Source organism: Streptomyces antarcticus, from assembly GCF_026627255.1.
GTDB classification, from domain to species: domain Bacteria; phylum Actinomycetota; class Actinomycetes; order Streptomycetales; family Streptomycetaceae; genus Streptomyces; species Streptomyces antarcticus.
Map to the genome: position 1 here is coordinate 1 of NZ_JAPNLM010000016.1, position 26,809 is coordinate 26,809.

Genomic DNA, 26,809 nt, shown 5'->3' on the forward strand with positions numbered 1-26,809 from the left:
CGGCCAGTTCGCCCGGATCGTCACGAACTATGACGGTTTGCTGGTCTCCGTTCTGACGGAGGCTCAGTCCGGGCCCGCCCCCGGCGCCCGGCGCACCGCGGGACCCTGTCCCCTGCGCGGGCTGCGCGGTCGCCATCGGCCTGTTCTGCACGTGCCGGATCTGCTGCGCCGACGAGTACGAGGGCCCCTGGTCCCGCAAGAAGCGCGAGGGCTGCTGCTCCAACTGCGACTGCCCGTCGGGCTGCGACTGCGACGGCTGCTGCTGCCCCTGCGACTGAGGTCCCGTCAGACTCCACAGGTCCGGACGGGGTACCCCGCGGTTCCCGTCCGGACCGGCGTGGAAGGGTTGAGCGGCATGAGCGACGACGCAGACGATCCGCACGCCGACTGGCGGACATGGCACGAGCGACGGCTGGCCTCCGTGTCCGCCCCGTACGGCCCCCTCGCCCTGATCGGGACCCACTGGCTCGCCGACTACCCAGAAGGTCGACTTCCGGCCGTTCCGGGGCTCTGGCGCGCGACCGGCGGCGCGGTGACGCTGACCGCCGACGCCGGGGACCGCCTGCGCGTGGACGGCGAGCCCTTCACGGGTGAGGCCGTGCTCGCCGCCGACGAGGGCCCGTCCGCGAGCTCCCGGGTCTCCGCGGGCGAGGTACGGCTCGTCGTGATCCGCCGGGAAGGGGAGTGGGCGGTCCGCGTCTTCGATCCCGGCTCCGAGACCCGCCGGGCGTTCGCCGGCATCGAGGCCACCCCGTACGACCCGGCCCTCGCGCTGCCGGGCCGCTTCCGGCCGTACGCCGGGGACCGTACCGTCCAGGTCGAGAACGCCGACGGGCGCGCCCGGGGCCTCGGGCTCGGCGGTGAGCTCGCCTTCGCCTTCGAGGGCGCGGAGCACACCCTCCAGGTCGCCGTCGACGGGGACGACGGCAGCCTCTGGGCCGTCTTCGCGGACGCCACCGGCGGCCGCTCCAGCTACCGCTTCCGCTTCCTGAAGCCCGGCGCTCCCGCCCCGGACGGCTCGATCACGGTGGACCTCAACCGTGCGCTGCTGCCGCCCTGCGCCTTCGCGGACCACTTCGTGTGCCCGTTCCCGCCACCGGGGAACACGCTGCCCTTCGAGGTGGCGGCGGGCGAGAGGCGGCTGAAAGCCGCCCTTGCGACCGATTACTGACGACAGGACACTCCCCGGAGTGCTTGTCAGGGACACGGCATGTCCGCATGCGCTCCCCGTGCTCCTGACGCGCCTCACGGGCTCCGGCACCCCCACGATCGCCGGGCCCCCAACCCTCCCGGAGGACGATAAGTGAGGATCAAGAGCATGACCCGTACCAGGCTGCTCGCGGCGGCCACCGGCCTGGCCGCCGTAGCGGCCCTGGCCGCCCCCACCGCCGCCAGCGCGGACACGCAGGACGGCGGGTTCAGCGCCTCCCGTCTCGCCTCGGCCGGCGCATCCGTCCTGCGCGCCGACGTCGCCGGCACCGCCTGGCACACCGACCCCGCCACCGGGACCCTCGTGGTCACGGCCGACTCCACCGTCTCCGCCGCCTCCCTCGCGAGAATCAAGCGCGAGGCGGGGGCCGACGCCGGCGCTCTGCGCATCGAACGCACCCCGGGCAAGCTGACCAAGCTGCTCTCCGGCGGCGACGCGATCTACGCGTCGAGCTGGCGCTGCTCGCTCGGCTTCAACGTGCGCAGCGGAAGTACGTACTACGCGCTCACCGCCGGGCACTGTACGGACGGCGCCGGCACCTGGTGGAGCAACTCCGCCAAGACCACCGTGCTCGGCTCGACCACCGGGTCCAGCTTCCCCACCAACGACTACGGCCTGATCAAGTACGCCAGCAACTCGCCGGTCCCGCCCGGGACCGTCGGCAGCCAGGACATCACCAGCGCGGTCAACGCCACCACCGGCATGGCCGTCAAGCGGCGGGGGTCCACCACGGGCACCCACAGCGGCTCGGTCACCGGCCTCAACGCCACCGTCAACTACGGCGGCGGCGACGTCGTCTACGGCATGATCCGCACCAACGTGTGCGCCGAGCCCGGCGACAGCGGCGGCCCGCTCTACTCGGGCACCCGCGCCGTCGGCCTCACCTCCGGCGGCAGCGGCAACTGCTCCTCCGGCGGGACCACGTTCTTCCAGCCCGTGGTCGAGGCCCTCAACGCCTACGGGGTCAGCGTCTACTGACGGTGACCCACGCGCCCCCGGCAGCACCCCTGGACGTCCTCCCGCCATCTGGGAGGATGTCCAGGGTGTCCACGGGGGAGGCTCGCGCATGAAACGCATCGGAGTGACCGGTCACCGGTCCATCCCCGGCAGGGCGCTCGCCCACGTGGAGAGCGCCCTGCGGGCCGTGCTGGGCCGTCACGAAGGGCCGCTGGAGGCCCTCTCCAGCCTCGCCGACGGCGCCGACCAGCTGTTCGCCGCCATCGCGCTGGAATACGGCGCCGACCTCACCGTGGTCATCCCCAGCGGGGACTACGAGGACGCCTTCGAGGACGCCGAGGCCCTGGCCCGCTACCGGGGGCTCAAGCGGCGGGCCGCCCAGGAGGTGCGGATGGACTTCGCCCACTCCACGGACGAGGCCTACTACGCCGCCGGCACCTACATCGCCGACTCCTGCGACCGGCTCGTCGCCGTCTGGGACGGGCTGCCCGCGCGCGGGCACGGCGGCACCGCCGAGATCGTCGCCTACGCCCGGACGCTCGGCAAGCCGGTCACCGTCATCTGGCAGGCGGGCGCGACCCGGGACTGAGCCGCGCCCCCCGCCCCCGCGCGGACGTCAGCTGCTGTGCCGGGCCAGCCAGTCCGTGTGCTGCGGCGACACGTACCGCTCGGTCTCGTACACCGACGACGGCCACTGGGACTCGGTGATCGTCGTCTGCATCACGACCATCATCGCCGCCAGGTCCTGCTCGATCAGGGTGTGCGCCTCGATCAGCGGATGGTGCCGGCGCACCTCGTTCCAGGCGATCCCGGCCGCGGCGGCCGCGCTCAGCAGCCCCGTCAGCTCCGCGCCCGGACCCGAGCCGAACATCCCGAACACCGCGAACAGCAGCGCCAGGCAGGTCAGCAGCACGATCGTCCACGACCACAGGGCCGTCGCCCGCCGCGACACCTCCGTCCGCCGCCGGTACCAGTTGCGCTGCTCGATCAGCCGGTCCCGGACGTACGTCTCGCGCCGCGCCTGGTAGCCCATCCCGCGCAGCCGCTCCATCGCGCCCGTGATCTCCCCGCCCTCCGGGACCACCCCGGCGGCCCGCGGGTCCTCCCAGCCCATCTTGCGCAGCTCGTCCAGACCCTTCTCCAGCCGCGTCCGGTACGTCGCCCCCGCGTCGGCGGCATCGCTGCCGAACGGCGCCCCGTGCACGGCGTACCGCCAGGCCAGGGACTTGATGAACTCCGCCGCACTGCGGTTGAGCTGCCACTGCGGGCGGGCCCGCCGCCTGGTCGCCCGTACGCCCACGGCCAGCACCCCGGCGTACGCCAGCGCGCTCAGCAGCCCGAACAGGCGCACCGGGCCGAGCTCCGGGCCCGGCGGCAGCGCCGCCGCCGCGGCGGCCGTGACCAGCAGCAGCAACTGGGCGCGGGTCGCCTGGGTGGACTCCCGCTGGCGGGAGATCGCCGCCTGGTCGGTGTGGTGGAAGAGGGCCGGCAGGTCCTCGTGTCGAAAGGTCATGCTGTCGGTCACAGCGCCCCCTGCTGTCGGGTGGCGGTCGGATCACACGGCGAGGGGCTCCAGGTCGCGGTGGACCCGCCGCTCGTCGCGGGCGTAGCGGGTCAGACCGTGCTCCTCGCCGAGCAGCCGGGTCAGTTCGGCCACCGCCTCCGCGCGGACCCGGGCCGCCTCCTCCTTGCGGCCCATGGAGTCCAGGCTGACCGCCATGTTGGAGGCACTCGCCAGGGTCTCCGGATGATGCACCCCGAGCGCCTCGCGCAGCCGCATCACGGACAGCCGCTCCAGCTCCAGGGCCCCCTCCGGATCGCCCAGGTCGGCCCGGGCGTTGGCCAGGTTGAGGTGCGCGAAGATCGTGTGCGGATGGTTGTCGCCCAGCACCTCGCGCATGTGCCCGATCGTCTGCCGCAGCATCGGCTCCGCCGTCTCCGCCGCCCCCGTGCCCCAGTGGAACACCGCCAGGTTGTTGACCGCCGCCAGGGTGTACGGGTGCCGCGCGCCCGGCACCTTCATGTACTCGTCGACCACCTCCTGCGCCAGGTCCCGCGCCGCGCCCGGGTCCCCGGTCGCGAACAGGTCCGCGGCCAGGTTCAGTTCGCAGGCCAGCAGGTCCGGGTTGACCGAGGTGTACTTGGCCCGGTAGCGGCCCCGGGTCGCCGTCGTCAGCCGCAGCGCGTCCTCCAGCTCGCCCGCCCGGCGCAGCGACACCGCCAGGTTCTTCGCCGCCGACAGCGTGCCCGGGAACGCCCAGCCGAGCTGCCGCTTGTAGATCTCGTACGTCCGGGCCAGCAGCTGCACCGAGTCGTCGTAGCGGCCCACCTCGCGCAGGTCCCGGGCCAGGTTCTGCGCCGAGGACAGCGTGTACGGGTGGTCCGGGCCCAGCACCTCCGTACGCCGGTCGAAGACCTCCTGGTCGATCTCCCGGGCCCGGGAGTACTGCCCGACCATGCGCAGGTTCAGCGCCAGGTTGTTCGCGGCGGCCAGGGTGCGCGGGTGCGCCTCGTGGAAGATCTGCCCGAAGCCCTCGTGCGCGGCCGTCGCCAGTTCCATCGCCTCGCCGTAGCGGCCGAGCGCGCCCAGGTCCATCGCCAGGCCGCTGGTGGTCATGTACGTGTGCGGGTGCGAGGCCCCGAGGGCGTCCCGCTGCCGCTCCAGCGTGCCCTCGTCCAGCTCCATCGCCTCCACGAAGCGGCCCTGCGAGCGCAGGATGTTGGAGAGGTGGAACCGCAGGTACAGGTACTGCAGGTCGTCGCCGCCCAGGGTCTCCTTCCAGACCTCGCGCAACTCCTCGCCCAGCTGGTGCGCGGCCTTGAAGTCACCGCGCTTCCACAGGTAGCGCACCCGGTCGATCAGCAGCCGTCGGGTCTCCGGCTCCTTGCAGTGACGGGCGTCGGACGGGGTCAGGTGCGGCCAGATCGTGTTGAACCGCGGCCAGGTCTCCGGGTTGTCTATCGGCTCGTCGTCGTCCGGCCGGGCCCCCGCGAGGATCCGGTGCACCGCGTGCCGGGCCTCGTACTGCTCCTCCTGCGACAACTGCGCCCGGATCACCGCCTGCACCAGGCGGTGGACCTGGATGCTGTTGCTGACCTGGTCGACCTTGGCCAGCGCGAACCGGCCGATCTCCCGGATCACCCGGCCCAGCACCAGCTTCTCCTGGAGGGAGGAGTCGTACGGCTTCAGCGCGTCGATCATCTCCTTGCTGTAGAGGAGATTCGCCGAGATCGGCTCCGGCGCGAAGAAGGCGCACAGCTGCAACAGCCGCACGGCGGCCGGGGACCGGGACTGCAGCCGCTCGATGGACACGTTCCAGGTGGCGGCCACCGGCTCCGGGTACCCGGGCGGCTGGTTCAGGCCCAGCACACGGGCGGCCTGCTGTGCCAGCTGCTCGATGTACGCGGACACCGGGGTCGCGGTCTCCGCGATCCAGGCGCCGGCCTGCTCGACGGCCAGCGGCAGGTCACCCACCGCCACGGCCACCTGCTCGGCATCGTCCGTGGACAGCCCGGGTGCGCGGCGCTGGAGGTGTTCGATGGACTCCTCGCGCAGGAACACGTCCACGGGCAGCGCGTCACCGTACTGCGACCAGGACTGGTTGCGGGAGGTCACGAGCACGTGGCCGGGACCGCCCGGCGGGAAGAACCGCTTGAGGGTCTCGGGGTCGTCGGCGTTGTCGAAGACCAGCAGCCAGCGCGAGGACGGCACGCCGCGCCGCAGCAGGTCGATCGCCTCCTGCGAGGCGGACGCCATGTCCTCCCCGGTCTGCGCCCCCAGCCTTACGGCCAGCTCGGCGAGGGCCGCGACCACGTCGTCGGTCTGCTCCGAGGAGATCCACCACACCAGGTCGTAGTCGGCCATGAACCGGTGCACGTACTCCAGCGCCACCTGGGTCTTGCCGACGCCGCCGAGCCCGTACAGCGTCTGCGGCTGCGGCAGCACCACGGCCATGCCGCCGCCGAGCTGGTCGCGCATCCGCTCCAGCACGATGCTGCGGCCGGTGAACCCGGTGTTGCGGGGCGGCGCGTTCCAGATCTTCGGGACGGTCCCCGGGAACCGGGGGCCGGGCTGCGAGGCGCTGTTGACGCTGTCGGGCAGGGCCATAGGCCGCTCCACCGCGCGCAGCAGGGCGGTGGTGGCGTGCACCTCGTCGAGCCGGAACAGGTCCACCGGGTTGCGGTCGATGTAGGGCGTGGCGAGCCGTACGTCGCCCACCCGCAGCGGCACCAGCTGGCGCCGGCCGCCGGTGGGGTCCTCGGCGGCCGCCCGGTTCCACACGTCCACGGCGCGGGCCGACTTGAGGTAGGCGCTGGAGAGCAGCACCACGGTCCGGGCGGCGGTGTCGACGCCGAGGCCCGCGCCGCCGAGCGTGTCGCCGCCGGAGCCCGCGCCGGACCCGGTGCCGGACCCGGCACCGGAGCCGCCGACCGGCGCCGGCTCGGCGGAGACGTCCCGGGGGACGACCCGGAAGCCGGCCCGGGTGAGCACCGACTCGATCCAGTCGGCCCACATGCGGTTCTCGGCGACGTACGAGAGGAACAGGTCGGCGGGCAGCGCGGGGCGGCGCCGGGTGAAGGCGTCCCGGATGCGGAGCCGGACCTCGTCGCCAATGGCCGGCATCGAGGTGATCTCGCCGCCGGTCACCACGGTGGTGAGGCGTTCGAAGGCGGAGAGGAGGGAGTTGGTGAGCCCGGCCTCGTCGCCGAAGGTCGCCAGGGTCTCCTCGTACGCGTAGTACGGGCGGTACGGGATCTCCACCGCGCCCCAGTAGGAGGTGAGCTCCTCCCCGACGAGGCCGCCCGGGAACCGGTCGAACTTGATCCGGGCCAGGGCCCGGCCGGCGTCGGCCTTCTCCTTCTCGCCCTCGTCGATCCGCATCGGGACCGGGTAGATCGTGATGCCCCGGTCGCCGAACCGCTCGTCGATCTGCCGTGCGACGGACGCGGCGCCGTCGATGGACTGGTCGGAGAGGGTGAAGCAGTCGACGAGGACGTCGGGGAGGTGGACGGTGCAGATGTCCGCGATGTCGGAGAGGCCGGTACGGCTGTCGATGAGGACGTAGTCGTAGTTCCGCTTCATGTCCGCGCGTAAGGCGTCGAAGAAGAGACCGCCGCCGAGCCGGTCGTAGAAGTTGTCCCAGTCGAAGGTGGAGACGGTCGCGGAGTACTCGCGGTTCTGCCGGCCCGCCGAGACGAAGTCGAGGGTGCCGCCGTCCGGGAACTCCCAGCCGAGGACCTCCGGGGTGAGCGAGACCGCGTGCGGCTGGATGCGCGCGTAGTCCTTGTGCCAGTCGTCGGCCCGCGCCACCGGGCTGGTCGCGGCCCAGGCGTACTCACTGATCAGGTCGATGACGCCGGTGGTGGCCCCGAGCGTGGACGGGTCCAGGAAGGGGTGGAAGAAGCGGTGCAGGCCCGGGGCCTCCAGGTCCCAGTCCACGGCGAGGACCCGCTTGCCGTTGGCGGCGAGGATCCAGGCGGTGTTGGCCAGCGCCATGGTGCGGCCGGTACCGCCCTTGTACGAGTAGAAGGTGACGATCCGTCCGTCACGGCTGTCGCTGTCACGACTCGCTGTCATCCGCGTCCCCCCGGTCGATGTCGTCGGCGTCGTTGCCGTCGTTGCTTGCGGTGCGCGCGCGCTGGGCATCGGGCGGGAAGGGAACGGACGGCGCGGGTGTGAACGGCTCGTTCATCCCCATCGGCCCGATCAGCCGCGGGCGTTCGGTGTGGGTGCTGCCGGCCGGCAGGTACACCTGGGCGTGTCTGAGGAACTGCTGGGCGGCCGCCTCGACGACCTGCGGCAGGATCTGGCCGAGGGTCTCCATGTTCGCGACACCGTTGGCCGCGGCCCGGCACGCGGCCCGGCCCTGGCCCATCTTGACGGGGAGGGTCTCCTCCAGTCGCCGGGTCAGCTCGTCCTCCTTCGCCCGGCTCTGGTGGTCGTAGCGGTTCCAGGGCACGACCACGTTGATCCACGGGCGGGACTCCTGGTCGAAGGCGGCGAGGCGCTGCCGGCGGTGCTCGTCCTCGACCACCCAGCGGTCGACGATCAGGATCTCGGGGCGGGTCGGCGGCTGCTTGCTGTCGAAGTGCCCGGCCTCGTCGTCGAACGTGGCCATGGTCGTGCGGTAGTTGAGGGACCTGACCAGGTCCTCGGCCACGTACGCGATGGGCTTCTGCGAGACCGGGTGGTACGGGTTCCACTCCAGCGCGCTGTCCCCGTAGTACTCGGGGCTGCGGCCCTCCGGCAGGTCGTGCCGGGAGGAGGCCGCCACGGTCACCTGGAGGGTGCGGCCGGCGTTCCCGGGCGTGCCGAAGGCGCTCGGTATGCCCCGGTAGTCCACCGGGCGGGTGGACGCCAGGCGGACGGTCTCGGCGACCGAGACGATGCGCTTGGCCAGCTCGTACACCGCCCGCTCGTACTGCTCCGCGTATCCGCGCAGCTTGATCAGCCCGTACAGCCCGTCGGTGACGTACCGCTCTCCGAAGGTGTTGTGGTTGAACTGCAACCGCTCTGCGGGGCCCGGCAGTTGGGCGGGCGGGACCGGCACCCATAACGCCGGCACGATGGCGTCGGCCGACTCGTTGGTGATGGCGCTCTTCTGGATGAGGCGCTGCGAGAAGGCGAACCACTCCTTCCCGCACATCTCACTGGCGAAATACCTCGGCGAGAAGAGGGGCACGAACACCCGGCAGGTGGCGAGCGCCGCCGCGAGCCGTTCCGACCAGCCCTCGCCGCTGCGTATCTCCCGGTCCATGAACCCGGCGTCCGAGCCCGCGGGAAGGTCCGTCAGGGCCATGACGTGGCTGCAGAGGTCGCGGAAGAGACGCTCGACCCACATGTCCGGGTCGGGCCCCCCGGCCCCGAATCTCGGTGTATGCGCATAACTGAGAAAAAAGTACGGCTGCACTGATGCGGGCACACGCCCCCCGTCCCGAAGATGCGAGCGAAGAAACATCATTCCGGAGCTGCATCGCCACATCCCCTCATCGTTCAGTCAATCAGCGTCTGTTTTCGGTCATCCATTCACGGGCGTGATCGACGGCGTCCGGGATCGAGAAGAACATGGCCGAAGCCCCTCCCACCAGACCCCTGCGCACCCGCGAATCCGGGAACGTCCCGCCGATCTCCGCGAAATCACTGTCGTCCAGCTCGACGTCCTCGTACGCGGTCCACTCTCCCCCCTGCTGACGCCCTTGCCGGACCCCCGGATGGTTCACCTTCACCACACACTCGTACATGCGCAAGGGGGGCTTCGGAATTCGATACTCCGCGAGATGGAAAGCGGTGCAGACGGAAAACCCCACATTGATCATGAGTACCTGACCCCCCTCCCAGCACAGCTTTCCCAGGGGGGAGTCCTCGCCCATGTGGCTTTCGATCCGGTGGCCCGAGCAGAGCCTGACCGCGTCCCGGCCCACGGCGGCGAACGAGGTCTGCGGGTGGGCGCTGCGCACGGCGCCCGGCGCCGTGCGGACGGCCTCGGCGAGGACGCCCATCCCCTCGCTGGGGCTGAGCAGCGGGTCGTAGGCGGGCATGCGCTCCCGGAAGGCCCGCACCTGCGCCGGGGTCAGCCCCGCCGTCCGCCGCCGGTGGCCGGCGGACGTGGTGGAGTTCGACGAGGTGAACGCCGGGACCACCAAGGTGCCGCGGGGCCCGAGGAGGCCGGTCAGGGCCTCGCGCAGCACCTCGGCGCGCAGCCCCGTACCGCTCAGGGAGGCGTGGGCCATCAGCAGCGTCCCGGGGCGCACGCCGAGCCGTCGCAGCTGGGCCGCGAGGGTCAGCGCGCCCGGCGTCCCGCGCGGGCGCGCGGGCGGTGGCCCGCCGGCCGGGCCGACGGTTCCCGGCGGGGCGCTCACGCGTCGACCGCCTTCAGCTCCCAGCGCAGCTCCGCCACCAGCCGCTTGCCGGTGACCGTCAGCTCGGCCGCCGCCGACAGCCGGTCCAGGGCCTGGTGGATGCGGTCCGACGCACCCGGCTCGGGGGCCGTCGTGGCCCGCCGGTACGCCTCCACCGCCACCCGCTCGTGTACGTCCGCCAGCAGCCGCGACACCGGGACGGGCCGCTCCCGCCACGGCGAGGGGTGCTGCCACTGCCCGTCCAGCGCGTACAGGTCGGTCACCTCGGTCAGGGCCCGCAGCCGGGCCCGGCGCCGCCCGGTCAGCAGCGCGAGCGCCGTCTCCGGGACCCCCGCCGCGTACGGCACCCCGAGCGCTCCGGGGCCGTGCCGTCCCGCCTCGCCCCAGCCGCCGGCCCGGGGGCCGCCCGCGAGCGGGGTCAGCGTGGTCAGGGTGCTCAGCCCGGCGGTGGCCGCCCGGGTGAACTCCGGCAGCGAGGCGCGCAGCAGCGCCCACGCCCCGTCCAGCCGGCCGCGCCACTCCTCGGCCTCCCCGGCGCCGAGCCGGAGCCTGGGCGGGCGGGCGAAGCAGTTGCGGTACGGGTCGAGGTCCTCCAGCGCCACCGGAGCGGAGTCCGGGCCGGGCGACCAGGTCCGTACGGGCTGCCAGCGCGCGTCCCCCGCCGCCGGCCCGAAGCGGTGCTCGGCGCGGCCGTCCCGTACGGCGTACCCCTCGCCGGTGGCCCGCAGCGCGGCCCGGCCCTCGGTGCCGGGCTCGCCCAGCCGCAGCAGGCCCAGCGTCGGGAGGTAGACCTCGCCGTCCCGGTAGGCCACCTCGGCCGGCAGGTCCAGCCCGCCCCGCAGCACGGCCGCGGCGGTCAGCGCGGTCAGCCTGCGGGCGGCCTCCGCGGGACCGGGACCGGGGCCGGGAGCGGGACCCGGGCCGGTCCCGGGCGCCGCGCCGGAGGGCCGGTCCCCGCGCGCCGTGTCCAGGGCGGCCAGCACCCAGGTCCGGGTGAACGGGTGGTCCAGTACGGCGTCCAGGGCGTCGGCGCCCGCGTCCCCGGCCCGCTCCACCTCGGCCAGCAGCTCCCAGGCCCGGGCCCAGCCGGGCTCGTCGGCGAGGTCGGCGTGCAGCCGGGCCAGCAGCACCCGGGTCAGCTCCTCCTGGGACCGGACGAGTTCCGCCGGGTCGGCCAGCTGCGGCGCGGTCTCGCGGGCCGCGGCGCGGCCCTCGACCCCGTCGACGAGCTCGCGCAGGTCGGTGCAGTACACGGAGGGGTTGTCGAAGCCGTCCCCGTCGCGGTAGCGGTGGGTGTACAGCCCGCCGCCGCACGAACGTACGACGGGGCACCGGCGGCACGCCTCGCTGACCCCCGCGAGGCCCAGCTGCCGGGCGCGGACCCCGGGATGGGCGGCGACCTCGTCGAAGGCGTGGTCGAAGACGTTGAACCCGGTGGCCGCGGCCCCCTCGTAGGCGCTCTTGAGCGAGTCCACCTGTTCCAGGGCGCCGTCGGTCTCGACGACGACGAGGTCGGTGGGCGCCAGGCCCAGGGACTCGGTCAGGCTGGGGCCGCCGCGCAGGGTGGAGAGCAGGGACTCGAAGAGCCGTACGGGTACCGGGCGCTCGCGGCGCTCCCAGTGGTCGAAGACCCGCAGCAGCCAGCGGGCGTACGCGTCGGGGGCGCCGTCGGGCCGGGCCGGGGGCGTGTCCCAGGTGGCGTGGGGGAGGAGGAAGTCCACGCGCGGGGGTTCGAGTTCGACGAGCGCGTCCAGGACGGCGACCGGGTCGTTGGCGACGTCCACGGTGCACAGCAGGCCCTGGTAGAGGTGGCGGTAGGGCGCGGAGCGGAGCAGGGCGACGGCGGCCAGGACCAGGGGGTGGCTCGTACGGCCGTCCGCGAAGCGGCGGTGGCGGTCGTTGGCCGCGCGGTCCCCGTCGAGGGAGATGCCGACCCCTACGCCGAACTCGTCGAAGAGGTCGAGGTGGCGGCCGGCGAGCTGGAGTCCGTTGGTGTGGATCCGCAGGTCGAGCGCGGCCGTTCCGGCGAGTGCCCGGGTGAACTCCTCGCACACGAGCCGGAGCCGGGCGGTGCCGGCCAGCAGGGGTTCCCCTCCGTGGAGAATCACCGTGACAGAGGGGAGTGCATGGTCACGGGCATGTTCGGCGAGCCGTGACGCGGTACGCGAGATGACCTCGGGGGAGATCACCTTCGGCCGGGCCCGCCAGCTCTGATCTGCGTGTTCGTAGACGTAGCAATGATCACAAGCAAGATCGCATCTGCTGTGAACCTTCAGGACGATCTCGCGAAATGCGATCAGGCCGGTCATTCCACCAGTCTAGAGCGCTTGCTTCACCGTCAGAGAGCGGAGTTGAAGATCGGTGCCTGAACCGAACGACCGGATTCCGCCGGCAGTACGCGGCCGAGCGTCGCCGTCGCCGAGGCGCTGCGGACGTCGATCTGGGCGAGCGGGGTCCGGCGGGCCTTGACCGTGCTGGTCGCGGGGGTTGCGGAAGTGTTCACGACACCGTCCTTGGGGGAGCCATGTGGAATGGGCATGTGAATGACAACAACGGGCCGCTGCTGTCAAACGTGGACTTTACTCGGCCACACCCCATTGGCAACCGAGACATGACGCCTGGTCAAGCGTTCTAGGCAAAGCGCCGGGAATTTCACGGTGGGCGTATTCGGCCGTTCGCCGCACGGAAAGATCCATTCCTTCCGGCGGACGGTTCCGGTGCCCCGGCGGCCGCCTCCGCTACGCGGGCTGCTGTTCGCTGACCGGCGGCGCCGGAACGTCGCGCAGCAGCCAGTTCAGTACGTCGGGCAGCGCGCGCAGGGCGGCGAAGTGGGCGCCGGCCGGGTCGATGGTCGTGGTGGCACCGGGGATCCGGCGGCCCAGCCAGCGGGAGTGGCCGACGGGGGAGAACACGTCCAGCTCCCCGTGCCAGATGAGCACCGGGCAGCGGATGTCGGCGGGGTCGAAGCCCCAGGGGCGGCTGAAGGCGAGGGCGTCGTCGATCCATCCGTACGCCGAAGTCCGCAGCCCTTCGCGGTAGTTGCGCAGCAGCATCGACCGCAGGCCCGCGTCCGACACGATCATGCGGTCGTTGGCCGTCAGGTCCTGGCGCAGCTCGTCCAGGAGCCGGCCGGGGTCCTTGCGGATGCCGTCGGCGCGGGGGATCAGCCGGGCCGCCAGCTCCTCGGGGTCGTCGAAGGCGGTGGTGTACTCCTGGACGTTGGAGTCGGCCATCCCGGCGAACCAGTCCAGGTCCTCCGCGTCCCAGGGGGCCAGCCCCACCATGGCCGCCGTCCGGGTGACCCGGTCCGGGAGCAGGGCGGCGCAGGCCAGGGCGCCGGGGGCGCCGCCGGAGCGGCCCGCCACGGCGAAGGCGTCCAGGCCCAGGGAGTCGGCGATCGTGGCCACCTCCTGGGCCACGTCGGCGACGGTGCGGCCCGGGTGGCGGTCGGAGCCGCCGTAGCCGGGTCTGTCGTACGCGATGAGCTGCATCCGGCGCTGGTAGAGGACCATGCCCCGGGGCGCGGGTCCCAGGCGGCTGCCGGGGGTGCCGTGGAGCAGGAAGACCGGCCTGCCCTCCGGATCGCCCCAGCGCTCCACGGTCAGAGCGCGGCCGTCGGCGGTACGCACCTGATGGCGCACGCGCTCCCTCCCTCACGGTTGACGCGGGCCGTCACGGTGATTGTGCTCGTTGGGGGAGGAGTGCGGTAGGGCGCACTTCGCGCTCAATTCTTGTGAAAGCTTTCACAAGCGCGCAGGGGTCTTTGGTCCCTCGGCATATGCCCAGGTCAAATAGGGGTTTGAGGGGGTGAGGGTGAGCGCAAAAGGGCTTTCGGCCTCCCCGAAAGGGGCCTTTTCGGCACTCCGGCACCCGTTTTCGGGTGTCGAATTGAGTCATCAGGCTGAGGCGTCAGGAAATCAGCGGGTCGCCGGTTCGGGCCGGGTCGAAATGAAGGAGTTTCCGTCATGCAGGCCAACGAGATGGTGGACCGACTGGTCCAGGGGGCGCTCGCGGCGCTCGGCCGGTTCGAGTCCTTCAATCAGGAGCAGGTCGACCACATCGCCAAGAAGGCCTCCCTCGCGGCGCTGGGCCGCCACGGTGAGCTCGCCCGGCTCGCCGTCGAGGAGACCGGCCGCGGCCTCTTCGAGGACAAGGCCGTGAAGAACCTCTTCGCCTGCGAACACGTCGTGAACTCCATGCGCGGGCTGAAGACGGCGGGCGTGATCCGCCGCGACGAGCTGAACGGCATCACCGAGATGGCCGAGCCGGTCGGCGTCGTCTGCGCGATGACCCCCGTCACCAACCCGACCTCGACGACGGTATTCAAGGCCCTGATCGCGCTGAAGACCCGCAACCCGATCATCTTCGCCTTCCACCCCTCCGCGCAGAACTGCTCCGCCGAGGCCGCCCGCACCGTGCGCGACGCGGCCGTCGCCGCCGGCGCCCCGGAGAACTGCGTGCAGTGGGTCACCGTCCCCTCCATGGAGGCCACCGGCGCGCTGATGAACCACCCGGGCGTCTCCACCATCCTCGCCACCGGCGGAAACGCCATGGTCAAGGCCGCCTACTCATGCGGCAAGCCGGCCCTGGGCGTCGGCGCCGGCAACGTTCCCGCGTACGTCCACAAGAGCGCCAAGCTGGGCCGCGCCATCCACGGCATCGTGCTCTCCAAGGCCTTCGGCAACGGCATGATCTGCGCCTCCGAGCAGGCCGTCATCCTCGACCGGGAGGTCTATGAGGCCGGCATCGCCGAGTTCAAGCGCCTCGGGGCCCACGTGGTCAGCGCCGCCGAGAAGACCAAGCTGGAGCAGTTCGTCTTCGGTACGACGGCCCACGCCGCCGACTGCTCCGGCGCGAAGCTGAACCCGGCCGTCGGCGGCAAGTCCCCGCGGTGGATCGCCGAACAGGCCGGATTCACCGTCCCCGACGGAACCTCCATCCTGCTCGCCGAGTGCGACGAGGTCGGCGAAGGCGAGCCGCTGACCCGCGAGAAGCTCTCCCCGGTACTGGCCGCCCTGAAGGCCTCCGACACCGAGCGCGGCCTCGAACTCGCGGCCGCGATGGTGGAGTTCCACGGACTGGGCCACAGCGCCGCCATCCACGCCGAGGACGAGGACCTCGTCGAGGAGTTCGGCCGCAGGGTCAGGGCGATCCGCGTCATCGCCAACTCGCCCTCCACCTTCGGCGGCATCGGCGACGTCTACAACGCCTTCCTGCCCTCGCTGACCCTCGGCTGCGGCTCCTACGGACACAACTCGGTGTCCGGCAACGTCACCGCGGTGAACCTGGTCAACATCAAGCGGATCGGACGGGACTTCCGGGAAGACGCCCTGCTCCCGGAAGGGCACCTGCTTCCGGAAGGGCACCTGCTTCCGGAAGGGCACCTGCTTCCGGAAGGGCACCTGCTTCCGGAAGGGCGCCTGCTTCCGGAAGGAAGCCTCAGAGGTGCGGGATCAGGGCCGCGGAGGCCGAGCGGGCCCGTTCCAGGGCGGCGGACCGGTCCGCGCCGGGCTGGCCCAGGACGACGCGGGTGCTCAGCCCGTCCAGCAGGGCCAGCAGTTCCGAGGCCCGGCCGGGCACGTCCACCGGGGCGAAGCGGCCCTGGCCGACGCCCTTGGCGAGGAGGGCCTCCAGGTCGCGCTGCCAGCCGTCGTCGATCTCCTGCTGGGCGGCGCGCAGCGGCTCGTTGGAGGCGGTACGGGCCCACAGCTCGATCCACAGGGTCCAGCGCGGGTCCCGGGGGCCGCGCGGCAGGTACAGCTCGGTGAAGAGGGCGAGCTTGCGGTGCGCGGTGACCCGTCGGCCCAGCAATCCGGCCCGCTCGGTGGCGAGCTGGGCCTCGCTCCAGCGCAGCGCCTCCAGCAGCAGTCGGTCCTTGCTGCCGAAGTAGTACAGGATGTGCCCGCCGCTGGTGCCGAGCCGCTCGGCGAGCGCGGACATGGTGAGCGCCGCCAGCCCGTCCTCGGCGATCGCCGCCATGGCCTCTTCCAGCATCCGCTCCTGGGCGATCTGCCCGTCGCGCCGCCGTGCCGCTCCCGCCACCGGTCCGCCCTTCTGATCTTCGGGTCCCGACCTTATCCCGGACAGGGTCTTGACGCGGCCCCGCTTCGCCCCGCATCTTGAATGCCATTCAAGAACCTAGAACGTCGTTCAAGGTCCAGTACGGTCAGGGGTACGGCGCATGACACAGCAGGAGACGACGCCCGACGTCGACGAGGTCTTCCGGGTCGAGACCCACGGCATCGACCCCATCCCCGACGCGGAGCGCCACGGCGGCGCCAAGGACCTCTTCTGGCTCTGGTTCGGCTCGAACCTCACCTTCACCTACGTGATCAACGGGGCCCTCGCCGTCGCCTTCGGCCTCTCCTTCTGGCAGGCCACCGCCGTGGTCGTGATCAGCGGACTGTCCTTCTTCGCCGTCAGCGCCGCCGGCCTCAGCGGCATCCGCACCGGCACCGCCACCCTGGTCATCTCCCGCGCGGCCTTCGGCGTCCGCGGGAACTTCCCCGCCGGCGTCCTCAACTGGGTGGTGGGCATCGGCTACACCATCGTCAACACCGTGGTCGGGACGCTGGCCCTGGAGGTCTTCTTCGCCGAGACCGGCCTCGGCACCGGGAGCGGCGTCCGGGCCCTCGCGCTCGCCCTCACCCTCGCGCTGACCTTCGCCGTGGCGATGTGGGGCCACGCCACCGTGCAGTTCGCCGAGCGCTGGATGGCCTACGTCCTCGCCGCCGGCTTCGGCGTGCTGCTCGTCTTCGTCCTGCCGGGCGCCGACACCTCCGCCCCCGCCGCCGCCCCCGGGCTGTCCGGCTGGAGCCTGGCCTTCGTGGTCATGCTGGCCGGGCCGTTCTCGTACCTGCCGATGCCCGCCGACTACACCCGCTACCTGCCCCGCACCACCACGCTGAAGTCGATCACCTGGATGGGGGCCCTGGGCGGCTTCGTCTCCTCGGTGGCCCTCGGCGTCGCCGGGGTGGCCGCCGCGACCCAGACCGACATGACCGACGCCGTCGCGGGGGCCGAGAGCCTGCTGCCCGGCTGGTTCCAGCCGCTGTTCCTGGCCCTGGTGCTCGGCGGCTCCGTCACCAACTCGATCATCACCCTCTACTCGTCCAGCCTGAACCTCCAGGTCCTCGGCATCCCCTGGAGCCGCGCCCGGGCCATCGTGATCAGCGCGGCCGTGACCGCCGCCGGATCGATGGGCGCACTGTTCCTCACCGACTTCACCACCTCCCTGCTCTCCTTCCTCTCCCTGCTGATCATCGTCTTCGCGCCCTGGGGCGGGGTCTTCCTCGCCGACATGCTGCTGCGCCGCTGCCGCTACGACTCCGATGCGCTGCACGCCGGGCGCGCGGGGGCCTACTGGTACCGCGCCGGCTACCACCCGGCCGGCCTGGCCGCCCTGCTCGCCGGCATGGCCTTCGCCGCCCTGACCTGCGACTCCGAGCTGTGGACCGGCCCGCTGGTGGCCCCGCTCGGCGGCGCCGACCTCACCCTGCTCGGCGCCGTGGTGTCCGGGCTGACGTACTGGGCCCTCGTACGCCGGACACCCGCGTACGCGCCGGCCGCCTGACCCTCCCTCACCCCCGCCCCCCCGGTACCGGCCCGCGCGCCCGTCCACCCCGCACAGGAGCACCCGCACATGTCACCGCGCCCCTTCCCCGCAGACCTGCTCCTCACCGGAGCCCGCATCCACACCGTGGACCCCGCCCGCCCCGAGGCCGAGGCCCTCGCCGTACACGACGGCCGGATCGTATGGGTCGGCTCCGACGCCGAGGCCGGGCAGTGGTCCGGGCCCGGCACCGAGGTGCTCGACGCGGGCGGGAAGCTGGTGCTGCCCGGCTTCATCGACGCCCACAACCACGTCCGGCTCGGCTCCGACGACGCCTGCGTGCAGCTGGCCGGGGCCCGGACCCTGGACGCCGTCCTCGACCGGATCGGCACCTGGCGGGAGGCGCACCCGGACGCGGAGTGGATCGAGGCGGAGGCCTTCGACTACTCGGCCGTTCCGGGCGGGCGGATGCCGTGCGCGGCCGACCTGGACCCGGTCACCGGGGACACCCCCGCGCTCGTGCTCTCGTACGACGTGCACACGGCCTGGCTGAACACGGCGGCCATGCGGCGCCTGGGCGTCACCCGCGACCGCACGGACCTCCCCTTCGGCACGGCCGCGACCGACCCGGAGACCGGCGAGCCCACCGGGTTCGTCAACGACTTCGCCGTCAAGGGGCTCTCCCGCGACGGCCACCGGGAGCTGCGCGACCTGGGCGTGCCGTGGGCCTCGCCGGAACGGCAGTACGGGCGGCTCGCGAAGAGCCTCGACGACGCCATCGGCTTCGGCATCACCACGGTGGTGGAACCGCAGAACTCCCTCGACGACCTGGGGCTGTACGAGCGGGCCCGGGCGGAGGGGCGGCTGCGCTCGCGGATCGTCGCCGCGCTGTTCCACCCGCGCGGCACCACGGAGGAGGAGCTCGACGGCTTTGCCGCCGCCGCCCGGATGTACGCGGGGGACCGGCTGCGGGTGGGCCCGCTCAAGCTGTACATCGACGACGTGGTGGAACCGCGCACGGCCGCGCTGCTGGAGCCGTACACCGGCTGCGGCGCGCACCGGGGCGAGACCTTCTACCCGGCGCAGGAGTTCGCGGAACTGCTGGCCGGGCTGGACGCGCGGGGCTTCCAGTGCTTCGTGCACGCCACCGGCGACCGCGGCATCCGTACCGTGCTGGACGCGGTGGAGCACGCCCGTACGGTGAACGGCCCGCGCGACGCCCGCCACCAGGTCGTGCACGTGGAGTGCCTGGACCCGGCGGACGTGCCGCGCTTCGCGGAGCTGGGCGTGGTCGCGTGCATGCAGCCGCGGCACTGCGCACCGGAGATCGCCGGCCCCGGCCAGGACTGGGCGGAGAACGTGGGCGAGGACCGCTGGCACAAGGCGTGGCCGATGCGGAGCCTGCGGGAGGCGGGCGCGGTGCTGGCCTTCTCCAGCGACTGGAACGTCGCCGAGATGGACCCGATGGTCGGCATCTACACGGCGGTGACGCGCCGCCCGCTGGACGGCGGCGACCCGTGGCAGCCCGCCGAGACGGTGGACGTGGTGCAGGCGGTGTACGGCTACACGATGGGCTCGGCGTACGCCAACTTCCTGGAGGCGGAGCGGGGTTCGCTGGCCGTGGGCAAGGCGGCCGACTTCGTGGTGTGGTCGCGGGACATCCTCGCCGTCGCGCCGGAGCGGATCCTGGGCACGGTGGCGGAGGTGGTCGTCGTGGCGGGCGAGGTCGTCCACCGGGCCGGCTGACACCCGGTCCGTCAGGCGCGGGATTCCGGCCCGGGGGCCGGGCGGCGCGGGGGGCCGGGCGCGGGGGGTGCGGTCCGGGGGCTGGGCGTCCGGTCCGGGCTCTTCCCGGCCCGGTCAGCGCTGGGGCCAGTACCAGAGCGGTTCGTCCAGCGGGCCCTCGCGGCCCGCGACCTCGGTGCGGCCGAACTCCTTGACCAGGGTGACCGTCCGCAGGTCCACCCGGTGCCGGCGGGTTCCGGCGGCCAGGGCCCCGGCCAGCGGGGCGGCGTGGGTGACCACCACCGTCTGGGTGTTCCGGGAGGCCGTGAGGATCAGGTCCGCGAGCGGTGCCAGCAGGTCCGGGTGGAGGCTGGTCTCCGGCTCGTTCAGCACCATCAGGGCGGGCGGCCGCGGGGTCAGCAGGGCCGCCGTCCAGAGCAGGTAGCGCAGGGTGCCGTCGGAGAGCTCGGCGGCGCCCAGCGGGCGCAGCAGGCCGTGCTGGTGGAGTTCCAGCTCGAAGCGGCCGTCCCGTTCGGTGACGGAGACCCGGCTGCCGGGGAAGGCGGCTTCGACGGCCTCGTCCAGGGCGGCGTGGTCCCCGGTCTCCCGGATCGTCTGGAGCGCGGCGGGCAGGTCCGAGCCGTCGGCGCCGAGCACCGGCGTACGGGTGCCGATCCGCGGGGTCCGGGCGGGCGCCCCGGCGTCGGTGCGGACGTGATCGTAGAACCGCCAGGACCGCATCAGCTCGCGCAGGGCGAGGAGGTCGGGGGCCAGCTGGGGGTCGGCGAGCTCGCTGAGCACGGAGTCGTACGGGCGCAGGGCGTTCTGCGTCCGGTGCCAGCCGCCGTCGGCCGTGCGCGTCCGTACGGCGGGGCCCGCCCGGTCCGACAGCAGTGCGGCCGGGCGCAGCACGGGTCCCGCCCAGGTGCACTCGCGCTTGATCTCCGGGTCGAGGGAGAAGAGCGAGTCCGGGACCGGGGCCGGGTGCCCGAAGTCGACGGCGTACCCGAACTCGTCGCCCGCGAAGCCCAGGCGCAGGCTGACCGGCTCGGTACGGACCGTGCCCTGGAGCGGCTGCCGCCCCTCGCGCACGGCCCGGCCGAGCTTCTCCGGCCCCGCCCACAGGGTGGACGGCAGCCCGCCCTCCCTGGCCAGCGCGGCGACGGCGCCGCCGCGGGCGGAGTCGGCGAGCAGGCGCAGCGAGCGGTACAGGCTGGACTTGCCGGTGCCGTTGGCCCCGGTGACGACGGTGAGCCGGCCCAGCGGGACGACCAGTTTCCGCAGGGAGCGGTAGTTCTCGACGGCGAGCGTGGTGATCACGGGGCGATCATGCCTCGGAGTGCCCGTCGGGTGCGAAGGTCGACAGCGGCACCAGGTGGATCCGCCGGCTGCCGATCCCCCAGGAGCGGGCTGTTCACCGGGGGGCCGTTCCCTCACCGGCGAAGCGGGGGACGGACGGCGCGTCGTCGGGGAGTCCGCTGCCGACCGCCGCCCCCGGCCTGCCCTTGCGGAAGATCGCGCAGGCGAGCGTGACCGCGGAGCCGAGGACCACCCAGCCGGCCAGTACCAGCATCGGCCCGCCCGCGCCGTTGCCGCTGAAGTACGCGATGGAACGCGCGGCGTACGTGCCGGCGCCCGGCGGCAGGGCCGGGCCGATGGCGCTCCAGAACGGCGGCAGCAGCGGGTACGGGTAGGCGCCGCCCGCGCTCGGGTTGCCGAACACCACGACCAGCAGGATCGCGAGGCCGATGCCGACCACGCCCGCCAGTCCCTGGAGGGCCAGGGTGATCGCGCCGACCGCGAAGACGACCAGGGTGCCCAGCCCCCACAGCGCCGCGATCGAGCCGGGCAGGGCGCCCAGGACCGGGCCGGCGATGACCGCGCCGAGCAGCCCGGCGACGATCGCGTACACGAGCAGCGCGCCGAGCCGGATGACGGCCCGGGCGGAGTTCGCGGGGCGGGCGCCGGCGCTGATCGCGAGGATCGCGGCGCACAGGTAGCCGCCGACGCACCAGCCGACGACCAGGTAGAAGGCGCTCAGCCCGCGCCCGTCGCCTGCGGCGGCCGGGGCCACGTCGACGATCCGGACGGTGCGGCCCTGGCTCTGCTCGGCGAGGCCGACGATCTCCTCGACGGCCTGGGAGAGGGAGGCTCCGGCGCCGCCGGCGACCAGCAGCCGGTCGATCGTGCCCGACGGGTCGATGATCAGCGCGGCGTCGACGTCCCGGTTCTGGATCCGGACGCGCGCCGCGGCCTCGTCCTTGACGGTGCGGGGGTCGAGCGGGTCGCCGGGCAGGGCGCCGAGCTGCTTCGCGGTCTGCGCGGCGACCGGTGCGAGGGGGGCGGCCACCGCGATCGGGATGTCGCTGGGCCTCGGGTGGTGGAAGGCCCCGATGTACGAGGTGATGAAGGCGAGCTGGAGGGCCAGCACCCCCAGGACCAGCAGGGCTGCCCGGGTCGTCACGGCGTCCTTGATCTCGGCGAGGAAGCCGCCGGACGGGTCTGCTGCGGTGCTCTCGGTGGGCTGGGTCATGCCCCCACGCTCGGCGCGGCGGGGGCGCGGCGCAGCAGGGGAGGACCGAATGGATGACCGAACACGTGTTTCGCACGTGTATTCGAATTGCTCTATGGTGGAGAGCGGGGGAGGTGTTTTCTTTCGAGTGAGGCAGGAGGCCGCGGGTGCCTGGTTTTACGCATCTGCACACCGTTTCGGGGTTCTCCGTGCGCTACGGGGGATCACACCCGGACCGGCTGGCGGAACGGGCCGCGGAGCGGGGCATGGACGCCCTCGCCCTGACCGACCGGGACACCCTGGCGGGTGCGGTGCGGTTCGCCAAGGCGTGCGCGAAGGCGGGCATCCGGCCGCTGTTCGGGGCGGACCTGGCCGTGTCGCCTCCGGCGCGGCCGGGCGGCGGTCCGGGCGGCCGTCCGGGCGGTTCGGGTGGCGGTCCGGGCGGTTCCGCCGGGTCGGCCGGGCCGGGGGGCCCGGCCGGCCCGGGAGCCGGCTCCGCCGAGGCCTCGTACCGGCGGCGCAACCCGGTCAAGGGCGGAGCCTTCATCGACGAGTCCGCCCCCCGCGCGGTCTTCCTGGCCCGCGACGGGGCCGCCGGATGGGCCGAGCTGTGCCGGCTGGTGACCGCCGCCCACGCGGCCGGGGGCGACGAGCCCGCCGGGCCCGGGGCGGGTTCCGCGCAGCCGGTCGTGCCCTGGGGCGCCCTGGGCGGGTCCGGCGTGTACGTCCTGCTCGGGCCCGGTTCCGAGGTGGGGCGGGCGCTCGCCGCCGGGCGCCCCGACCGGGCCGCCCGGCTCCTCGGGCCCTGGCGCGAGGTGTACGGGGACTCCCTGCGCCTGGAGGCCGTCCACCACGGCCGCACCGGCACCGGCCCCGGCTCGCTCCGGCTGGCCGCCCGTACCGTCGGCTTCGCCGCCGAGCAGGGCGTCCCGGCCGTCCTCAGCAACGCCGTCCGGTACGCCGACCCCGGCCAGGGCCCGGTCGCCGACATCCTCGACGCCGCCCGACGGCTGGTCCCCATCGACCCCCGGGGACCGCTCGACACCGGCGAACGCTGGCTCAAGGACCCCGCCGCCATGGCCGAGACCGCCGACCGGGTCGCCGAGGCCGCCGGCCTGCGCCCCGCCGACGCCCGCCGGCTCCTCGCGGAGACCCGGCGTACGGCCGAGGCGTGCGCGGTCGACCCCGAGGACGACCTCGGCATGGGCTCCGTGCACTTCCCCGAGGCCCGGCTCGTCGGCGCGGCCCGCCGCAGCGCCCAGCGGGTGCTCACCTCCCGGGCCTCCGCGGGCATGGTGCTGCGCGGCTACGCGGGCGACCGTGCGTACTGGGAGCGGATGCACCAGGAGCTCGACGTCATCGCCTACCACGGCTACGCCTCGTACTTCCTGACGGTCGCTCAAGTTGTGGACGACGTACGGGAGATGGGGATCCGGGTGGCCGCCCGCGGCTCCGGCGCCGGCTCCCTCGTCAACCACCTGATCGGCATCGCGCACGCCGACCCCGTCGAGCACGGACTGCTCATGGAGCGCTTCCTGTCCAAGCGCCGGCGCGTCCTGCCCGACATCGACGTCGACGTGGAGTCCGCCCGCCGGCTGGAGGTCTACCGGCGGATCATCGACCGGTTCGGCACCGAGCGGGTCGCCACCGTCTCCATGCCCGAGACCTACCGGGTCCGGCACGCCATCCGGGACGTCGGCGCCGCCCTGTCCATGGACCCGGCCGCCGTCGACCGGCTCGCCAAGGCCTTCCCGCACATCCGGGCCCGCGACGCCCGCGCCGCACTGGAGGAACTGCCGGAACTGCGCGACGTGCGAGGGGAGTCGTACGGGCGGCTGTGGGAGCTCGTCGAATCCCTGGACGCGCTGCCCCGCGGGACCGCCATGCACCCGTGCGGGGTGCTGCTCTCCGACGCCTCGCTGCTCGCCCGTACGCCGGTGGTGCCCACCAGCGGCGAGGGCTTCCCCATGTCCCAGTTCGACAAGGACGACGTGGAGGACCTCGGACTGCTCAAACTGGACGTGCTGGGCGTGCGGATGCAGTCCGCGATGGCGCACGCGGTCGCGGAGATCCGGCGCGGCACGGGGGAGGAGCTCGACCTGGACGACCCGGCGCAGGTGCCGCCGGGCGACGAGGCGACGTACCGGCTGATCCGCTCGGCCGAGACGCTGGGCTGCTTCCAGATCGAGTCCCCGGGCCAGCGCGATCTGGTGGGACGGCTCCAGCCGTCCACCTTCCACGACCTGGTGGTCGACATCTCGCTGTTCCGGCCGGGACCGGTCGCCGCCGACATGGTGCGGCCCTTCATCGAGGCCCGGCACGGCCGGGCGCCCGTCCGCTTCCCGCACCCCGACCTGGCCGACGCGCTGCGCGGGACGTACGGGGTGGTCGTCTTCCACGAGCAGATCATCGAGATCGTGCACGTCATGACCGGCTGCGGGCGCGACGAGGCGGACCGGGTGCGGCGCGGACTGTCCGAACCGCAGTCGCAGGGGCGGATCAAGGTCTGGTTCGCGGCGCGGGCAGCCGAGCGCGGCTACCCGGTGGAGGTGATCGCCCGCACCTGGGAGATCGTCGCGGCCTTCGGGTCGTACGGGTTCTGCAAGGCGCACGCGGTGGCCTTCGCGGTGCCGACCTACCAGTCGGCGTGGCTGAAGGCGCACCACCCGGCGGCCTTCTACGCCGGACTGCTCACCCACGACCCGGGGATATACCCGAAGCGGCTGCTGCTGGCGGACGCCCGGCGCCGGGGCGTGCCGGTGCTGCCGCTGGACGTGAACCGGTCGGCGGTCGCCCACCACATCGAACTGGTGTCCGATGAGGGGAAGGGTGTGGGTGGGGGCACGGGCGGAGGCGCGGGCGGGGTGTGGGGGCTGCGGCTCGGACTGTCCGACGTCCTCGGCATCAGCGAGGCCGAGGCCCGCCGGATCGAGGGCGGACAGCCCTACGCCTCCCTGCGCGACTTCTGGGACCGGGCGCACCCGGGACGTCCGGTCGCCGAACGGCTGGCCCAGGTGGGCGCGTTGGACGGCTTCGGTGCCAACCGCCGGGACCTGCTGCTCCACTTGACGGAGCTGCACGGCGCGCAGCGGGCGGCCGGAGCCCGCGGCGGTGCCCAACTCCCGCTGGAAGGAGGCCGGTCCACGGCCTCCGTCGGGCTGCCCGACCTGACCGACGCGGAACGGCTCAGCGCCGAGCTGGGCGTCCTCGGCATGGACGCGTCCCGGCACCTGATGGGCGATCACCACGCCTTCCTGACCGAGCTGGGCGTGATCCCGGCCCGGCGGCTGCGGGACACCGCCCACGGACAGACGGTGCTGGTCGCGGGGGCCAAGGCGGCCACCCAGACCCCGCCGATCCGGTCCGGGAGGCGGGTCATCTTCACCACGCTGGACGACGGGACGGGCCTGGTCGACCTGGCCTTCTTCGACGACAGCCACGAGAGCTGCGCGCACACCGTCTTCCACTCCTTCCTGCTGCTGGTGCGGGGCGTCGTACAGCGCCGGGGCCCGCAGAGCCTGAGCGTGGTCGGGGCGGCGGCGTGGAACCTCGCGGAGCTGGTGGAACTGCGGGCGTCGGGCGGCCTGGACGCGGTCGCGGCCCGCCTGGCCTCGGGCGGGGACGGCGTGGGTGGCGGCGGTGATGGTGACGGCGCCGGCGGCGCGGAGGGGGCCGGGGCCGAGCCGCGGGCGTCCGGGGACGTGGCCGGGGCCGGGGCCCAGGCGGCCGGCGGGGCCGGGTCCCCGGCGGCCGGCTCCGGGACCGGCCGCCGGATCCGCATGTCCACGGGGTACGAGATGAACCCCTGGGCCGACCTCCAGCCCCCCGGCACCGGCCCCGCGACGGGCCGCAAGCTGTGGCACTCCAGCCCGGGGAGCGCGGGATGACCCCCGCCGGGGCGCCCCGGGCCGGCGCGCCCCGGGCCGTGATGTGCCTGCGGCTGCGCCCCGCCGACGGGGGCCCGCTCGGGGCGGAGGCGTACGCCGGGGTGCTGGCACTGCTCGGCGGGCTCACCCCGGCCGTGCAGGCGCTGCCGCCCGATGCCGCGCTCGCCGATGTCCGGGGCGCGCTGCGCTACTTCGGCTGCGACGCCGCCCGGCTGGCCGCCGTGGTCCGGGTCCGGGCCCTGGCCCTGTACGGGGTGGACGCCGCCGCGGGCGTCGCCGGGAACCCCATGCTGGCCCGGACCGCCGCGCGCGACGCCCGCCCCGGCGAGACCCTGGTCGTCCCCGACGAGCCCGCCGCCGTGGCGGAGTTCCTGGCCGGCCGCCCCGTCACCGACCTCGACGGGGTCGGCGCCAAGGCCGCCCGGACCCTGTGCTCCTACGGTCTCGACTCCGTCGGGCGGGTCGCCGCCGCCCCGCCCGCCGCGCTGCGGCGCATCCTCGGGGCCCGGCTCGGCCGCGAGGTGCGCGAGCGCGCCCTCGGGATCGACCCCGTCGCCGTCCGGCCGGGGGCCGCCGCCCGGGCCGTCGCGGCCGAACGGCCCTTCGACCGGGACGAGCTGGACCCCGTACGGCACCGGCGGGCACTGCTCTCGCTGACGGAGGAACTCGGTGCCCGGCTTCGTACACAAGGCCCCGGGCAGGGGCAGGTCTGCCGCACCCTCTCGCTCACCGTCCGCTGCGCCGACCGCACCACGCTCACCCGTACCCGCACCCTCACCGAAGCCACCGCGCACACCGCCGTCCTGACCGCCACGGCCTACGCCCTCTACGCGGGCCTCGGCCTACAGCGGGCCCGGGTCCGCGCGCTGTCGCTGCGGGCCGAGGACCTGACGCCGGCCGAACGGGCCGCGCGGCAGCTCAGTTTCGACCCCGAGGACGAGAAGGCCCGCCGCCTGGAAGCCGTCACGGACCGGGTCAGGGCCCGCTTCGGGCCGCACGCCATCGCCCGCGGCACGCTGGCGGCGTAACGGGCGGCGCGGCGGGCGGTGCGGCGGGCCGCGCGGGGGTCGCTTAACAGGCCGCGGGACGACACGGCGATTTTTTAC

Annotated in this window: 17 protein-coding genes and 1 pseudogene; 8 read left to right on the plus strand and 10 right to left on the minus strand. The window is 73.6% G+C overall.

What is annotated here, in order from left to right; all coding sequences use genetic code 11:
• Window positions 1-355 precede the first annotated feature (355 nt).
• The 3 genes from OTB16_RS23125 (at window position 356) to OTB16_RS23135 (ending at window position 2,756) form a co-directional block, all read left to right on the plus strand.
• Window positions 356-1,171: a DUF1684 domain-containing protein gene (locus OTB16_RS23125; RefSeq protein ID WP_267722516.1), complete on the plus strand. Its 816-nt coding sequence runs from the start codon at window positions 356-358 to the stop codon at window positions 1,169-1,171.
• 147 nt (window positions 1,172-1,318) lie between these two features.
• Window positions 1,319-2,188, plus strand: a complete 870-nt coding sequence (locus OTB16_RS23130) for a S1 family peptidase (protein ID WP_267722517.1) — start codon at window positions 1,319-1,321, stop codon at window positions 2,186-2,188.
• An 88-nt stretch (window positions 2,189-2,276) separates the two neighbouring features.
• Window positions 2,277-2,756: an OTU domain-containing protein gene (locus OTB16_RS23135; RefSeq protein WP_267722519.1), complete on the plus strand. Its 480-nt coding sequence runs from the start codon at window positions 2,277-2,279 to the stop codon at window positions 2,754-2,756.
• A gap of 27 nt (window positions 2,757-2,783) precedes the next feature.
• Here OTB16_RS23135 and OTB16_RS23140 read toward each other — a convergent pair whose 3' ends face one another.
• From OTB16_RS23140 to OTB16_RS23170, 7 genes are all read right to left on the minus strand, one after another.
• Window positions 2,784-3,680: a DUF4231 domain-containing protein gene (locus tag OTB16_RS23140; protein ID WP_267722745.1), complete on the minus strand. Its 897-nt coding sequence runs from the start codon at window positions 3,678-3,680 to the stop codon at window positions 2,784-2,786.
• A gap of 42 nt (window positions 3,681-3,722) precedes the next feature.
• Window positions 3,723-7,745 carry an FxSxx-COOH system tetratricopeptide repeat protein gene (fxsT, locus tag OTB16_RS23145; protein ID WP_267722521.1) on the minus strand — a complete coding sequence of 1,341 codons (4,023 nt, stop codon included), beginning with the start codon at window positions 7,743-7,745 and terminating at the stop codon, window positions 3,723-3,725.
• The gene (locus tag OTB16_RS23150; protein WP_267722746.1) at window positions 7,729-9,126 is read right to left on the minus strand and encodes a TIR-like protein FxsC; all 1,398 of its coding nucleotides are present in this window, start codon (window positions 9,124-9,126) and stop codon (window positions 7,729-7,731) included. The genes fxsT and OTB16_RS23150 overlap by 17 nt, the downstream gene beginning before the upstream one ends.
• A gap of 43 nt (window positions 9,127-9,169) precedes the next feature.
• Window positions 9,170-10,027, minus strand: coding sequence for an AAC(3) family N-acetyltransferase (locus OTB16_RS23155; protein WP_267722522.1), 858 nt, complete (start codon window positions 10,025-10,027; stop codon window positions 9,170-9,172).
• On the minus strand, window positions 10,024-12,336 hold the full coding sequence (gene fxsBH, locus OTB16_RS23160; protein WP_267722524.1) for a radical SAM/SPASM protein FxsBH, inactivated beta-hydroxylase extension form: 2,313 nt from the start codon (window positions 12,334-12,336) through the stop codon (window positions 10,024-10,026). Before fxsBH ends, OTB16_RS23155 begins: the two co-directional genes overlap by 4 nt.
• 29 nt (window positions 12,337-12,365) lie before the next feature.
• Window positions 12,366-12,530, minus strand: a complete 165-nt coding sequence (gene fxsA, locus OTB16_RS23165; RefSeq protein WP_267722526.1) for an FxSxx-COOH cyclophane-containing RiPP peptide — start codon at window positions 12,528-12,530, stop codon at window positions 12,366-12,368.
• Between the two features lie 235 nt (window positions 12,531-12,765).
• Entirely contained in the window at window positions 12,766-13,668 is a 903-nt protein-coding gene (locus OTB16_RS23170; protein WP_267722527.1) for an alpha/beta fold hydrolase, read from the minus strand.
• 324 nt (window positions 13,669-13,992) lie between these two features.
• On the opposite strand from OTB16_RS23170, the pseudogene OTB16_RS23175 reads away from it, so the two are divergent.
• Window positions 13,993-15,336 (plus strand): annotated as a pseudogene (locus OTB16_RS23175) (aldehyde dehydrogenase family protein); the annotation flags it as partial.
• Between the two features lie 130 nt (window positions 15,337-15,466).
• On the opposite strand, the gene OTB16_RS23180 reads toward OTB16_RS23175, so the two are convergent.
• Window positions 15,467-16,069 (minus strand): TetR/AcrR family transcriptional regulator, encoded by a 603-nt coding sequence (locus OTB16_RS23180; protein ID WP_267722529.1) that lies wholly within the window; start codon window positions 16,067-16,069, stop codon window positions 15,467-15,469.
• 139 nt (window positions 16,070-16,208) lie between these two features.
• On the opposite strand from OTB16_RS23180, the gene OTB16_RS23185 reads away from it, so the two are divergent.
• Window positions 16,209-17,600, plus strand: a complete 1,392-nt coding sequence (locus OTB16_RS23185) for a purine-cytosine permease family protein (protein ID WP_267722531.1) — start codon at window positions 16,209-16,211, stop codon at window positions 17,598-17,600.
• A gap of 69 nt (window positions 17,601-17,669) precedes the next feature.
• The gene (locus OTB16_RS23190; RefSeq protein WP_267722533.1) at window positions 17,670-19,325 is read left to right on the plus strand and encodes an amidohydrolase; all 1,656 of its coding nucleotides are present in this window, start codon (window positions 17,670-17,672) and stop codon (window positions 19,323-19,325) included.
• A gap of 114 nt (window positions 19,326-19,439) precedes the next feature.
• On the opposite strand, the gene OTB16_RS23195 is transcribed toward OTB16_RS23190, so the two are convergent.
• Both OTB16_RS23195 and OTB16_RS23200 read right to left on the minus strand, forming a co-directional pair.
• Window positions 19,440-20,624 (minus strand): AAA family ATPase, encoded by a 1,185-nt coding sequence (locus tag OTB16_RS23195; RefSeq protein WP_267722535.1) that lies wholly within the window; start codon window positions 20,622-20,624, stop codon window positions 19,440-19,442.
• Between the two features lie 94 nt (window positions 20,625-20,718).
• Window positions 20,719-21,837: a YhgE/Pip domain-containing protein gene (locus OTB16_RS23200; RefSeq protein ID WP_267722537.1), complete on the minus strand. Its 1,119-nt coding sequence runs from the start codon at window positions 21,835-21,837 to the stop codon at window positions 20,719-20,721.
• Window positions 21,838-21,983: 146 nt separating this feature from the next.
• Between OTB16_RS23200 and OTB16_RS23205 the strand changes: the two genes are divergently transcribed.
• Window positions 21,984-25,703 carry a DNA polymerase III subunit alpha gene (locus OTB16_RS23205; protein WP_267722538.1) on the plus strand — a complete coding sequence of 1,240 codons (3,720 nt, stop codon included), beginning with the start codon at window positions 21,984-21,986 and terminating at the stop codon, window positions 25,701-25,703.
• Complete coding sequence (locus tag OTB16_RS23210; protein WP_420717778.1) at window positions 25,700-26,731, plus strand: DNA polymerase Y family protein; 1,032 nt, start codon at window positions 25,700-25,702, stop codon at window positions 26,729-26,731. Before OTB16_RS23205 ends, OTB16_RS23210 begins: the two co-directional genes overlap by 4 nt.
• Window positions 26,732-26,809 lie beyond the last annotated feature (78 nt).